We start from the raw sequence: 12,764 nt of genomic DNA, 5'->3' as shown, positions 1-12,764 counted from the left end.
GAAGGCTTGGCGACGGCGGTGTGTCATGCGGCGAAGGGCAGAGCGATCTCCCCTTCGCTTTTTTTATGCAGCAGCGTCAGGCAGCGAGTGCCCAGTCCTGCGCCACGTCTTGCACGCCGACCAGGGCGACGTCGGCCGACGGTGCGGCGTGGCCCAGCCCGGCAGCGGCCAGTTGGTCGAAGGTCGAGGCCGTGGACAGGCCGAAATCGTCGAGCAGGTTGTTGAGCACGCTTTCCAGAGCGCCGGTGTTGCCCTGCATCAGGCCGTAGATCACGCTCTGAACTTCGTTACCCACGCGACCGGCGCCTTCGGCAGCGCTCAGGTCGAGGCCGTTGAATGCAACCTTGAAGTCATTGAGGGTGAAGTCGCTGCCACCGCCGCCGCCCAGGCCGGTGCCCAGTTGCACGTTATCGAGGTTGCCCCACAGGTAGTGGTTCAGGTTGTTGCCGGCAGGCAGCGACGGGTTGAACACATAGTGCAGGCCGTTGCTGGTGTTGCTGTCGGCGATAAAGGCGTATTCGGAGTTGCTGGCGCCGTGGGTCGAATACTGGTCACCACTGAGGGAGCCGTTGCTGAAGCCACCGGTGTTGCCGGTGCCATGACCGGCCGTATTGAAGCCCACAGCCCAAGAGCTCAAGTAGTCGGATACCGACAGTGAACCCAGGCCCGAATCGTAGCTAACAGAAATAGTCATCACTAAACCTCGTTAAACAACGTTTTAGATGAGCACGCCGGTGTGGCGCACTTTTTTGCCCACGCTTGGGCAAAACCATTGATCAGGGGCATCAGCACACCGATCAGAATTTGTATTCCAGCATCCCGCTCAGGGTGCGCCCACGTGCCAGGCTGAGGTTGTTGGCGTCGCCCATGGCGACGAAATAGGCTTCATCGGTGGCGTTTTCCAATGCCAACGCAATGTTCAGGTGATCGGTCATCCAGTAACTGGCGTACAGGTCATAGAGCGTGTACTGAGGCCACATCGCCTGGTCCATCAGCTCGTAGCCCTGCTGGTTGAGGTTTTCGCCATTGCCCGAGCTGTAGCGCACACGCACACCGGTATCCAGGCGCTTGTCGAGGAAACGCGCACCCAGCGTCAGCGAGCCACGATCAGCGGGCATATACGTGGCGTTGCCCATGATTCGCCCGCAGCTTTCCTGGTTGTTGGCGACGTTGTCGTCCAGCACTTCATAGGTGGTGACCGGGCGAATGCCGATGCGCCCGTTCGGCAGCGTGAAACGCTCCAGCCGCGTGGTGCGCGGCCCGGTGGTCTTGGCGCCGCCCATGTAATAGTTCTTGGAGCAGAACTCATTGCTGCCGATCATGTGGGTGTAACTGAGGTTGGCGTACGCCCGGCCCATGTCGTAATTGAGTTGGTATTCCACCCCGCGAAAGCGCGTCGGGTTGGTGTTGTTGACGTAAGCCATGGTCCCCAGAAACCCGCCGGACTGGGTTTCCGGCAGGCTGACGCTGGTGTTGAGGAAGGAGAAGTTTTCAATGCGGGTATCGAAGTAAGCCACCTTCATGCCCAGGCGGTCATCACTGAACAGCAGCTCCTCCTTGAAGACGTTCATGCCCACTTCCCAATCCCGCGACTCTTCAGGCTTGAGGTACGGGTTGGGAAACACGCGCTCCCCGGAACCGCCACCGTGCGGGCGGCCCGTCATGAAGGTTTCGGTGACGGCCGGCGGGCGCCAGCCTTTGCCCCAACGGGTATAGAGTTGCAGCCAGTCCACTCCGGGCTTGACCGCGATGCCGAAGGTCGGCGAAAACTGCCCTTCTTCACGGTCCACATCGAACACTTCCGACACACGCTTGGCGCCCACCAGGCTGCTGAAAAAGCGATCACGCCGATACAGGGTCAGGCCGGTCTGGCCTTCCAGCCGATAACGGTCGTAACGCAAGCCTGCATCCAGGGTCAGCCAGTCGCCGTATTCGTATTGCAGGTTGTTGAACAGGCTGGCGATGGTGCGCTTGCCACTCGGCGTACTGCCTTCGGCATAGGGCAGCAGGCCGAGGTTGTTGACGGCTTCGACCTTGTTGGTGCGTGGCTTGAACTCGTCCTGATACATCTCCAGGCCGTAGTTCCAGCTCAGATGCCCGCGCTCGCCGAAGTCAAAACGCGAGGTGTTGTCGCCCTGCAGCCCCCAAGTGTCCGTCTCGAAATGATCGGTGTAGGCCCCCACGTAGTTACCCGTGCCCGGCGTCGACATGTTGGGCGTGTTGGCACGGTCCAGCTGGGTGGTGACGTAATAGACCTTGGCTTTCAGATCGATCAACGGGTTATCCGGCGTGTAGCTGTAGTCCAGCGCGAAGTTCTTGGCATTCAGGTTGTTTTTGCTGACGCGACGGTAGTAGACGCTCTGCAGGTCATCGGTGATGTAGGCCCAGGAATCGTTGCTGTCGCTGTCGCTTTCCAGGTAGCTCAGTTGCACGCGCTGGTCGTTGGGCAAGTTGAGACCGAACTTGGCGATCTGCGAACGGGTGACGCTGCCCATGTCCCCGACTTCGCTGTTCAACCAATCATCAAAGGCTGCCGGCGCGTATTTGCGCGCGCGCAGGTTGGTGCCCAGCTTGTGATCGTTTTGGGTACCGGCGCGGTAATTGCCGAAATGCCGCTCGCTGTAGCCCAGCAACACATCACCGCGCTCGTCACCGAAGGCAAACACGCCGCTGCCATTGAAGTAGGTGCCATTGCCCAATTCGCCAATGCCGCTGCCGGCGCGAAAACGTCCGCCGATCTCTTTGCCGTCCTTGAGAAACTCACTGGCCTCCAGCGTCTTGAACGAGGCGATCCCGCCCAACACCGCAGCACCGCCCTGCCCCGACTGGCTGCCCTTGTCGATCTGGATGCTGGAGATGAACTCCGGGTCGATCAACATCGTGCCGTTGCGTTGCTGGTGGCCGTTGACGTTGAAGTTCTGGCGCATGCCGTCGATGTTCATGTTTACGCGGCCGTAGTCCTGCACGCCGCGAATGTTCACCGACAGGCCGGGGTCACGCTGGTTGACGGCGGTGTACACGCCAGCGGTTTCTTCGAGCATGTCGGCGGCGTGACGGGGCGGGCGTTTGTCGATCATGTCACGGCTGATGACGGCCACCGACTTTGGGCTCTGGTACACCCAGTCGCCGGGCTGGCCGTTGGTGTTGCCGGTGATGGTGGTGGTGCCGACGGTCATGGCGCCGTCATGTTCGGCCGCCACGCGGTTGAGGGTGACCTGGCGCTCGCCGGTAAAGCGGTACTCCACCGGCGCTCCGCCGAGCAAACGGCCAAGGCCTTCCTGCACGCTGAAGCTGCCTTTGAGCGCGGTGCTGCTCAAGCCCTGCAGGCGCTGGCTGTCGAACAACACCTGCAGGCCGGCCTGATCGGCGAACGCCAGCACCGCACTGCCCAGGGATTGCGCAGGAATATCAAACATCAACACCACTGGTTGGGCCGCGCCGGCTTGAGGCTGCGCTGCGTACACGGGCACCGCTACGGCGAACAGGCCCAAGTGGATGGCCAGGGCTAACCGGCTGCCGGTGATGCGCCCCTTGGTGAGTGCTGACATGTTTGATTTCCCTGCGCTAAGCGTATTTTTGTTTATGCGAATGCTTCTCACCTAGCAAGACGAGCGAGGCGCTGGAAGTCAGTAAGACTTTTTGAAAGTTTTTCAGACAGGGGCTTTTTAGGGGGCTTTCTAAAGGTGCTTTGGCGAGCGGCGGGAGGGGCCTCCCGCCGAGTCATCAATAGATCAGGCTGAGGCCTGCCAGGTCCAAGCGTTGCACTTGGAGTTCCTGGGTCAAGGTAGCCAGGGCGGTGTCGAGCATGTCGAGGCGGAACACGCCGCTGACTTCGCGATCGCCCAAGGCAGCGTTGGTCAACACCACGCGGCCAGGGCGATAGCGGTTGAGTTGCTCGATGACTTTGGCCAAGGGCAGCCGGTCGAAGATCAGCACGCCACGCCGCCAACTGGTGGCACGCTCCACATCGAATTGATCCAGAGGCACCACGCCGTCCTGCGCGCTATAACGCGCCGCCTGGCCTTCCTTGAGCACGCGCTCGCCCGCACCTTGGTTCGGTACGGTTTGTAGCGCAACCTCGACGCTGTGCTGCAACACGCCCACCCAGGCCTGGCGCTCACCCTCGCGCTCGACCACGAACCGCGTGCCCAGTGCACGGGTCTGCGCCCCGGCGCTTTGCACCACGAACGGTCGGCTTTCCTCGCCTTTCATGGGCGCCACATCAAAAATCGCTGAACCCTGGATCAGGCTGATGCGCCGCTGCACGCCGTCGTAGTCCAGCCGAATTGCACTGGCGGAATCCAGCTCCACTGTGCTGCCGTCGGCCAGGTGTACGGTGCGGATTTCGCCCTTTTGGGTCACATAGTCAGCCTGCAAACGCAGCAACGCATCCGGCCCGCGCAGCCAACCCACACCCGCTGCCACTACCACCAGTGCGACGGCGGCCACACGTTGCCACGCCCTGCGCCGCGTGGGCCGACGCACCGGCAATGCTACCGAAGGCGGGCGCTGACGCTGCACAGGTTCATCCTTATGCACGTCGCCCAAGGCTGCCCAGGTCTGCTCGGCGAACCGCAGCGCCGCTTCATGGCGGCTGTCGGAGGCGATCCACTGCCGCAGCTCGGCCTGCTCCTGTTCGGTCAGGGCACCCGCGTGCAGGCGCACCGCCCAGTCGGCAGCCGCCTCGGTAATGCTGTGCTGTTGCGGACCCTGGCTATTCACGTGTGAATCTCGAATTTTCGTTATGTAAACGCTGTGACGTCTGACGCAGGCTGTTTCGGTAATTCATTCGTCGGATGGCTTCACCTCACCGTCCTGCAAGCGCTGCATCACATAGGCCAAGGCCTTGGCCAGATGCTTTTGCACGGAGCTGTCGGAGATGTCCAGGTGGCGGGCAACCTGGGCGTGGGTCATGCCCTCGATGCGGTTCAGACGGAAAACCTGCTGGGTGCGCTCCGGCAACTCCGCCAGTGCCTGCTTCAATGCCTGTCGCTGTTGCTGCGCCATTGCCTGAGCCTCCAACCCGGCCACGTCATCTTCAATCTCGGCCAACGCCTCATGGGGCACGGAGTCTGTTTTGCGCCGCGCTTCCTGGCGAATATGGTCGATCAGCAGATTGCTTGCCGTTCGATAGAGATAGCCCTGGGAATTGTCGATGCGCTCGCCGGCCGGTTTTTCCGCCAGGCGCAGAAAGCTCTCCTGCACCAGGTCCGCGGCCAACTGCGGGTCCCGCACCTTGCGCGCCAGATACCCACGCAGGGTATCGGCGTGCTTGAGAAACAGGCCCTTGAGATCCACGTCCGACAAACCGACTCCCTGGAATGTTAAGGAAACAGGCGGGCATCTTAAGCGTTGTCGAGAATGATTTTCAATTGATATCTAATCTGATTGGGTGTCCGGGTGTCTCGGAATAAGAGTTCGATAATCGAACACATCCGCTGCCATCAATTGACCAAATTAACCATCCAGTACATTTTATCCGCACAACCAATAATAAGTCTGGAGATACCTTTTATGCCGCCCATCGTGCTGGTGCTCAACGGCCCCAACCTCAACCTGCTCGGCACCCGCGAGCCTGCTACCTACGGGCATGAAACCCTGGCCGACATCGCCGCACTGTGCGGTCGCAGTGCGGAAAAACTCGGGTTGAAAATCGAATTTCGCCAGACCAACCACGAAGGCGAACTGCTCGACTGGATCCACGGCGCCCGCGCGCGCTGCGCCGGTATCGTGATCAACCCGGCGGCCTGGACCCACACCTCCGTAGCGATTCGCGACGCACTGGTGGCCAGTGAAGTGCCGGTGATCGAAGTGCATTTATCCAACGTGCATGCGCGCGAGGCGTTCAGGCATCACTCGTTTGTATCGCCCATTGCCAAGGCGGTGCTTGCAGGCTTCGGCAGCCATGGTTATCACCTGGCGCTGGAACACTTCAGCCACAGCCTCAAAGGATGAGCCCGATGAAACCGCGCATCCTCGCCGGCCTTATCGGCGCCGGCATCCAAGCCTCCCGCACGCCCGCCCTGCATGAACAGGAAGGCGACGCCCAAGGCTTGCGCTACCTGTATCAGTTGATCGACCTGGAAGCGCTGCAACTGAACATCAACGCCCTACCCGACCTGCTGGACGCCGCCGAGTTGATGCACTTCACCGGTCTGAACATTACCTACCCCTGCAAGCAGGCGGTGCTGGCGCTGCTCGATGAATTGTCTGACGAGGCGCGAGGCATTGGCGCCGTCAACACCGTGGTGTTCAAGGATGGCAAGCGCATTGGCCACAACACGGATTGCCTGGGGTTTGCCGAAGGTTTCCGGCGCAACTTGCATGACGTCGCGCGAGAACGCGTGGTACAGATGGGCGCCGGCGGTGCGGGCGCAGCAGTGGCCCATGCCTTGTTGGCCGAAGGCGTGCAGCACTTGAGTATTTTTGACGTGGACACGGCCCGCGCCCGCGACCTGGTGGATAACCTGGCGCAGCGCTTTGGTGCCGGTCGTGCCCAAGTCGGCAACCACCTGCAAAACGCCATGGCCGAGGCAGACGGCTTGGTGAACACCACGCCCATGGGCATGGCCAAGCTGCCCGGCACGCCGGTGCCGCCTGCGCTGTTGCGGGCTGAATTGTGGGTCGCGGAAATCGTGTATTTCCCGCTGGAAACCGAACTGCTGCGCAACGCCCGCGCCTTGGGTTGCCGCACGCTGGACGGCGGCAATATGGCGGTGTTTCAGGCAGTGAAGGCGTTTGAGTTGTTCAGTGGCGAAGCGCCGGATGCGCAGCGAATGCTGGCGCACTTTCAGAATATGAATACCTGACTGTTGAAACCGAAACCAACTGAGGGAGCGGGCTTGTTGTGAGGAGGGAGCTTGCTCCCGCTGACTGCGCAACGGTCTCACGCGTTTTGGGGGCGCTTCGCACCCCAGCGCAAGCAAGCTTGCTCGCCACAACAAGCCGGCTCCCACATGGGTTGCATTCCAAGCTGGGAGTCGGGTGGATTCAGGCCTGCAAGTACCGCATCACCGACTCACAAATCATCTCCCGATGCCGCTGTTTAACCGCTTCATCCGACAGTTCGATCTGAAAAATCTCACTGAATGTATGGCGGTTGGACACCCGGTAAAAGCTGAATGAGTTGATCAGCAGGTGCACATCCAGCGGCTCCAGCCCTTCGCGAAACACCCCCATCTCGGCACCCCGCCGCAATGTGGCGCCCAGCGCTTCGAGGATATTGCTGTTCATCGCCTTGATCGAATCCGAGCGCTTCACGTATTCCGCGTTGTGGATATTTTCGATGCTGACGATGCGCACGAAATCCACGTTCTGGTCGTGGTGGTCAAAGGTGAATTCCACCAGCCGGCGGATCGCTTCACGCGGTTCCAGGGCCGTGAGGTTCATGCGCGTTTCGGTGTTGCGGATGTCGCCGTATAGTTTTTCCAGCACCTCGACGTACAACTGCTCCTTGCTGCCGAAGTAGTAATAGATCATGCGTTTGGAGGTGTGGATACGCTCGGCGATCGCATCCACGCGCGCGCCGGACAGGCCCTGCTGAACAAACTCGACGATGGCTTCCTGCAGGATGTTTTCGCGGGTCTTTTCCGGGTTGTTCTTGCGACTCTTGCGCGGTGTGTCTGACACAGCGGAGAGGTCGGGGGTCAGGGTCATGGTGCGCTCACGGCCATTTTTGTTGTGCAGGCGGCGATTATGGGCCGAGGCGCCTCCCGAAGGAAGCACCTGACCGGCCGTTATAAACGCGCCTGACGTGCTGCGCCGCTGCGCGATTTGGCCATCGCCGCCAGGCGCACCGCCACGTTGGCCGCGCCATAACCGGCATAGCCGTTTTTGCGCTGGATGATCTCGAAGAAAAACCGCCCTTCAAACGCCTCGGTGTACACATGAAACAACTCACCGCCCTGGGCGTCACGGTCGTACAACACGTTGTAGTACGCCAGTTCGCTGAGGAACTCATCGTCGAAATCAAACCGTGCGGCCAGGTCGTCGTAGTAATTGAGCGGGATATCCAGTAACGGCACGCCGGCTGCTTTGGCGCGGCTGACCTCCGCGAAAATATCCGCGCAGTCAAAAGCAATGTGGTGCACGCCCGAACCACGATAGCTCGACAGCGCGTGGGAAATCGCCGTGTTGCGGTTCTCGGAAATATTCAGCGGCAAGCGGATTGAGCTGCAACGGCTGCGCAACGCTCGGCTTTTCACCAGGCCATAAGGGTCGGGCAGCACCACTTCGTCATCGGCTTCGAAATCCAGCAGGCTCTTATAGAACAGCACCCAGCTGTCGAGGCTGTCGGCCGGCAAGGCCATGGCCATATGGTCGATGCGCAGCAGGCCGCCGCTGGACGCCGTTGCCGGTTGCAAGTTGAAGTCGGTGTCGTATAGCGCGCCCTCGGCAGGGTCCACCAGATAAATCAGGCTGCCATCTGGCGCACGTACTGCCGCCAGCTCCAGCTCGTTAGGCCCGACCAGCCCGCGATACGGCTGGCCTTTGTAGGCCACTGCCCGCTCCAGCGCCTTGGCGCTGTCCTTGACCCGAATCGCAGTGGCGCACAACGACGGGCCGTGGGCTTCGAAAAAGTTGTGGGCAAAGGAATAGGGCTCACAGTTGAGGATCAGGTTGATATCACCTTGGCGCAGCAGGCTCACACTCTTGGAGCGGTGCTGGCCCGCCTTGACGAACCCCAAGCGCTCCAGCCAGTGGGTCAGCTTGGCGCCGAGGCTTTCATCCACGGCAAACTCAAGGAACTCGATACCGTTGTATTCGCTGGCTGCCGGGGTATCAAACAGAATCTCGACGGGCTGGGCCGGCGCTTGCTGCTTGAGGCGTTCACGGGTTTTCTCTTCCAGGTACAGCAGCGAACGCAAGCCATCCGCCGCATTCGCACGGGTGGGCGCAGCGCGAAAACCATCGTTGAAAATCTCCAGGGACAACGGCCCGGTGTAGCCACTTTTGATGATCGGCGCGAGAAAACCTGCCAGGTCAAATTCGCCCTGCCCCGGGAAACACCGGAAATGCCGGCTCCACTCGAGCACATCCATGGCCAAAACCGGCGCGTCGGCCATTTGCACAAAAAAGATTTTGTCGCCGGGAATGTCGGCGATACCGCTCGGATCACCCTTGAGCGACAACGTGTGAAAACTGTCGAGCAACACGCCCAGGCTTGGGTGATCGACCTGGCGCACCAGGTTCCACACCTGCTGCCAGGTGTTCACATGCTTGCCCCAGGCCAGCGCTTCATAGCCGATACGCAGGCCACGGCGGCCGGCGTGCTCGGCCAGCAAGCTGAGGTCATCGAGCAAAATGCGTTCATCGCCCACCGAATCCGCCGAGGCATTACTGCACACCAGCACCAGGTCGGTGCCCAGCTCCTGCATCAAATCGAACTTGCGCTCGGCGCGCTCCAGGTTGCGCGCCAGGCGATCGCGACGGCATCCTTCAAAGTCGCGAAACGGCTGGAACAAGGTGATGGCAATGCCCAGGTCGGCGCACATCTGCCTAACTTCCCGCGGGCTGCCGTCGTAATACAACAGGTCGTTCTCGAAGATCTCAACCCCGTCGAACCCGGCAGCGGCGATGGCCTCGAGCTTCTCCGGCAGGGTGCCGCTCAAGGAAACAGTGGCAATGGAACGTTGCATGGACGACTCCCGGCAGTTGTTATTTGCAGCAAATTATTGGCCCCTAGCCTACACGCAGCAATTAAAATGTACGAACCGGTTAGTTTTTCGTGCGATTACCGAACACTATGCCCTGTTGGCGAATTGACGACTTTTTAACCACTGCGCACCATCGAACCTGCACCAAGACCCAGAACACACCATAAAAATTTCAAAAACGGGTACGACCTCATGCCTTCGCAAAACTCCGCTCTGGCCGCGCGCCCGGGCAACCCAAACGCCGGCATCGGCGACAAAATCCGTGGCGCCATGGCCGTGGGTAAAACGCGCTGGGGCATGCTGGCCCTGGTGTTCTTCGCCACCACCCTGAACTACATCGACCGCGCCGCGCTGGGCGTGATGCAACCGATCCTGGCCAAAGAGATGAGCTGGACGGCGATGGACTACGCCAACATCAACTTTTGGTTCCAGGTGGGTTATGCCATCGGTTTTGTGCTGCAAGGCCGTCTGATCGACCGCGTGGGCGTGAAGCGCGTGTTCTTCTGCGCCGTGCTGTTGTGGAGCCTGGCCACCGGCGCCCACGGCCTGGCCACCTCGGCGGTGGGCTTTATGGTCTGCCGCTTTATCCTCGGGCTGACCGAGGCCGCCAACTACCCGGCCTGCGTCAAGACCACGCGGTTGTGGTTCCCGGCGGGTGAGCGCGCAGTGGCCACCGGCATCTTCAACGCCGGTACCAACGTGGGTGCGATGATGACCCCAATGCTGCTGCCACTGATCCTGCACGTGTGGGGCTGGCAGGCAGCGTTCCTGTGCATGGCGTCCTTGGGCGGAATCTGGCTGGTGTTCTGGGGTTTGAAATACTACAACCCCGAAGACCATCCGACGGCCAAACAATCCGAATTGGACTACGTGCAACAGGAAGCCGAACCCGAGCAGCCGAGCGTGCCGTTCAGCCGCATCCTGCGCATGCGCGGCACCTGGGCCTTCGCCATTGCCTATGCACTGACCGCGCCGGTGTTCTGGTTCTACCTGTATTGGCTGCCGCCGTTTTTGAACCAGCAATACAACCTGGGCATCAACGTGACCCAGATGGGCATTCCGCTGATCATCATTTACCTCACCGCCGACTTCGGTAGCGTGGGTGGCGGGATCCTGTCGTCATTCCTGATCGGCCGGGGGATGAATGCGATCAAGGCACGGCTGTTGTCGATGCTACTGTTTGCCTGCTGCATCGTCGGCGTGATCATGGCCGCCGGCTCCAGCCAGCTGTGGGTTGCAGTGTTCGCCATTTCCCTGGCGATCGGCGCGCACCAGGCCTGGACCGCCAATATCTGGAGCCTGGTAATGGACTACACGCCCAAGCACATGATGAGCACGGTGTTCGGTTTCGGCGGCATGTGTGCGGCCATCGGCGGCATGTTCATGACCCAGATCGTCGGGCACATCCTCACCGTGACCAACAACAACTACACCGTGTTGTTCACCCTGATCCCGGCGATGTATTTCATTGCGCTGACCTGGATGTACTTCATGGCGCCGCGCAAGATCCCCAAGGTCGAGGTGTAACTCACCGCCGCCGCTGCTGCCAGGCAGCGGCCAGCCCGCTCATGCAGATCACCCCGATGCCGACCACCGTGGTCACATCGGGGGTATGGCTGAACACCAGCCAACCCAACAACCCCGCAAACACGATCTGGCAATAGCCGAACGGCGCCAGCAAGGCCGGCGCTGCGAAGCGGAATGCCTGGGTCAGCATCAAGTGTGCCGTCATGCCGCAGGTACCTAGCGCCAGCATCAGGCAGGCATGCCACAACGTCGGGATCTGCCAGAAGAACGGCACCAAGGCACTCATCACCAAGGTATTGCACAGCCCGGCGAAGAAGTTGCTGGTGGTCGGTGTGTCATATTGGCTGAGGATGCGCGTGAGCAATTGGTAGAAGCAGAAAAACAGCGCCGAACACAACGGCAGCAACACCGCAGGCGTGAACAACTCGCCGCCGGGGTGGATGATGATCAGCACACCGACAAACCCGCAGATTACCGCCAGCCATTGGCCACGCGTGACGTGCTCGCCAAGCAAGGGCACCGACAGCGCCGTCACCAGGATCGGCGCCAGGAAGTTCACCGCCGTGGCTTCCGCCAACGGGATGTAATGCAGCGCCGCGGTAAAAAACAGACTGGTGCCCAACAGGCACAAAGCACGCACCACCTGCATGCCCGGCCGCTTGCTGCGCAGCACCCGCAAGCCGGATTGCGGCAGGAATATCCCGGCCATCAGCAGGGTGTGCACCAGGTAACGCGCCCACACCACCATCACAATCGGGTAGAACCCGGCCAGGTATTTGGACAAAGCGTCGTGGCTGGAGAACAGAAACGTCGCCAGCACAATCAGCAGGATGCCTTTGAAAGGATGGTTGACGCCGGAAAGGGGTGTGCTGACAGTCATTGAATTCTCTTGCATGGCGGGCTGAACGCTTTTGTACTCAACCCGGTAATCTAGCAGCCGGGCTTGCGTCTGCCCCAAGAGCATAACCAAACACCGTGCGAACAGCGCACTAAATCATGGGTTTCGAGTCCAATGCTGCACGCTCACCGTCGCGTTGCACCCTTTTTAACCAAGGCCATGTCGCTATGAAAAAAACACTCTTTGTTCTTTCTGCCCTTGCCCTGCTCACCGCGTGCAACAAGGAACCCAAGGAAGCGCCTAAACCCGCACCGGCTTCCGTGCAAGCCACGCTGGTGCCGGCAACCCCACCGACCGATAAATGGGTCGGCAAATGGATCGGCGTCGAAGGCCTGAACCTGACCATCGCCAAGGACGACAGCATTGGCCGTGGCCACTACCTCCTGACCATGCAATACGGCCTTGATGCCGACGACTCCGGCACCTTCAAAGGCGAAGCCAATGAAGACGGTATCAGCTTCACCCGCCCGGACGGCCCACAACAGCTGAGCGCCGGCGACGGCGAAGCCACTGGCCTTAAATGGCTGGCGGATAAAAAGGACTGCCTGATCGTCGACACCGGCGAAGGATACTGCCGCGACTGAGGCGGCAAACCTGACATAACTTTCATCTGGCGCCCCTGCCGACACGGCCGGACAGCAGCGATACTAGGCAGCTCTCGTTGCTTGTCAGACAGCCGGGCT

Annotated in this window: 11 protein-coding genes; 4 read left to right on the top strand and 7 right to left on the bottom strand. The window is 60.6% G+C overall.

The genetic code is table 11. From position 1 onward, the window contains the following. Positions 1 to 76: 76 nt before the first annotated feature. The 4 genes from P5706_RS04310 to P5706_RS04295 all read right to left on the bottom strand — a co-directional run bounded on the left by P5706_RS04310 (position 77) and on the right by P5706_RS04295 (position 5,307). Positions 77 to 694: a heme acquisition protein HasA gene (locus tag P5706_RS04310; protein ID WP_200431459.1), complete on the bottom strand. Its 618-nt coding sequence runs from the start codon at positions 692 to 694 to the stop codon at positions 77 to 79. A gap of 103 nt (positions 695 to 797) precedes the next feature. Further along, positions 798 to 3,548, bottom strand: coding sequence for a TonB-dependent receptor (locus P5706_RS04305; RefSeq protein ID WP_285678631.1), 2,751 nt, complete (start codon positions 3,546 to 3,548; stop codon positions 798 to 800). Positions 3,549 to 3,723: 175 nt separating this feature from the next. Beyond that, the gene (locus tag P5706_RS04300) at positions 3,724 to 4,722 is read right to left on the bottom strand and encodes a FecR family protein (protein ID WP_285678630.1); all 999 of its coding nucleotides are present in this window, start codon (positions 4,720 to 4,722) and stop codon (positions 3,724 to 3,726) included. Positions 4,723 to 4,785: 63 nt separating this feature from the next. Continuing rightward, a complete protein-coding gene (locus tag P5706_RS04295; protein WP_138813742.1) occupies positions 4,786 to 5,307 on the bottom strand; it encodes an RNA polymerase sigma factor in 522 nt (173 codons plus the stop codon). Between the two features lie 207 nt (positions 5,308 to 5,514). Here P5706_RS04295 and aroQ point away from each other — a divergent pair, with 207 nt between their 5' ends. Both aroQ and P5706_RS04285 read left to right on the top strand, forming a co-directional pair. Further along, positions 5,515 to 5,955 carry a type II 3-dehydroquinate dehydratase gene (gene aroQ, locus P5706_RS04290; protein ID WP_200431455.1) on the top strand — a complete coding sequence of 147 codons (441 nt, stop codon included), beginning with the start codon at positions 5,515 to 5,517 and terminating at the stop codon, positions 5,953 to 5,955. A gap of 5 nt (positions 5,956 to 5,960) precedes the next feature. Beyond that, complete coding sequence (locus tag P5706_RS04285; protein ID WP_200431454.1) at positions 5,961 to 6,809, top strand: shikimate dehydrogenase; 849 nt, start codon at positions 5,961 to 5,963, stop codon at positions 6,807 to 6,809. Positions 6,810 to 6,990: 181 nt separating this feature from the next. Here the strand turns inward: P5706_RS04285 and P5706_RS04280 are convergent, their stop codons facing one another. Continuing rightward, the gene (locus tag P5706_RS04280; protein WP_200431453.1) at positions 6,991 to 7,656 is read right to left on the bottom strand and encodes a TetR/AcrR family transcriptional regulator; all 666 of its coding nucleotides are present in this window, start codon (positions 7,654 to 7,656) and stop codon (positions 6,991 to 6,993) included. An 80-nt stretch (positions 7,657 to 7,736) separates the two neighbouring features. Continuing rightward, positions 7,737 to 9,638, bottom strand: a complete 1,902-nt coding sequence (gene quiC, locus P5706_RS04275; RefSeq protein WP_285678629.1) for a 3-dehydroshikimate dehydratase QuiC — start codon at positions 9,636 to 9,638, stop codon at positions 7,737 to 7,739. Between the two features lie 210 nt (positions 9,639 to 9,848). Between quiC and P5706_RS04270 the strand changes: the two genes are divergently transcribed. Further along, on the top strand, positions 9,849 to 11,183 hold the full coding sequence (locus P5706_RS04270) for an MFS transporter (RefSeq protein WP_200431451.1): 1,335 nt from the start codon (positions 9,849 to 9,851) through the stop codon (positions 11,181 to 11,183). Position 11,184: 1 nt separating this feature from the next. Here P5706_RS04270 and P5706_RS04265 read toward each other — a convergent pair whose 3' ends face one another. Further along, positions 11,185 to 12,063, bottom strand: a complete 879-nt coding sequence (locus P5706_RS04265; protein WP_285678628.1) for a DMT family transporter — start codon at positions 12,061 to 12,063, stop codon at positions 11,185 to 11,187. Positions 12,064 to 12,248: 185 nt separating this feature from the next. Here P5706_RS04265 and P5706_RS04260 point away from each other — a divergent pair, with 185 nt between their 5' ends. Beyond that, positions 12,249 to 12,665: a membrane lipoprotein lipid attachment site-containing protein gene (locus P5706_RS04260; RefSeq protein WP_200431449.1), complete on the top strand. Its 417-nt coding sequence runs from the start codon at positions 12,249 to 12,251 to the stop codon at positions 12,663 to 12,665. The last annotated feature ends 99 nt before the right edge of the window (positions 12,666 to 12,764 follow it).

Origin of the sequence: Pseudomonas sp. ChxA, from assembly GCF_030263855.1 — a bacterium.
GTDB lineage: Bacteria > Pseudomonadota > Gammaproteobacteria > Pseudomonadales > Pseudomonadaceae > Aquipseudomonas > Aquipseudomonas fluorescens_CB.
Note: the sequence above shows the minus strand (reverse complement) of the source record. Positions and strands in the feature narration are given on the sequence as shown.

Coding starts and splice junctions, on each gene's coding strand:
- aroQ (WP_200431455.1), top strand. CDS start 5,515: ATGCCGCCCATCGTGCTGGTGCTCAACGGCCCCAACCTCAACCTGCTC.
- P5706_RS04280 (WP_200431453.1), bottom strand. CDS start 7,656: ATGACCCTGACCCCCGACCTCTCCGCTGTGTCAGACACACCGCGCAAG.
- quiC (WP_285678629.1), bottom strand. CDS start 9,638: ATGCAACGTTCCATTGCCACTGTTTCCTTGAGCGGCACCCTGCCGGAG.
- P5706_RS04265 (WP_285678628.1), bottom strand. CDS start 12,063: ATGACTGTCAGCACACCCCTTTCCGGCGTCAACCATCCTTTCAAAGGC.
- P5706_RS04305 (WP_285678631.1), bottom strand. CDS start 3,548: ATGTCAGCACTCACCAAGGGGCGCATCACCGGCAGCCGGTTAGCCCTG.
- P5706_RS04270 (WP_200431451.1), top strand. CDS start 9,849: ATGCCTTCGCAAAACTCCGCTCTGGCCGCGCGCCCGGGCAACCCAAAC.
- P5706_RS04310 (WP_200431459.1), bottom strand. CDS start 694: ATGACTATTTCTGTTAGCTACGATTCGGGCCTGGGTTCACTGTCGGTA.
- P5706_RS04260 (WP_200431449.1), top strand. CDS start 12,249: ATGAAAAAAACACTCTTTGTTCTTTCTGCCCTTGCCCTGCTCACCGCG.
- P5706_RS04285 (WP_200431454.1), top strand. CDS start 5,961: ATGAAACCGCGCATCCTCGCCGGCCTTATCGGCGCCGGCATCCAAGCC.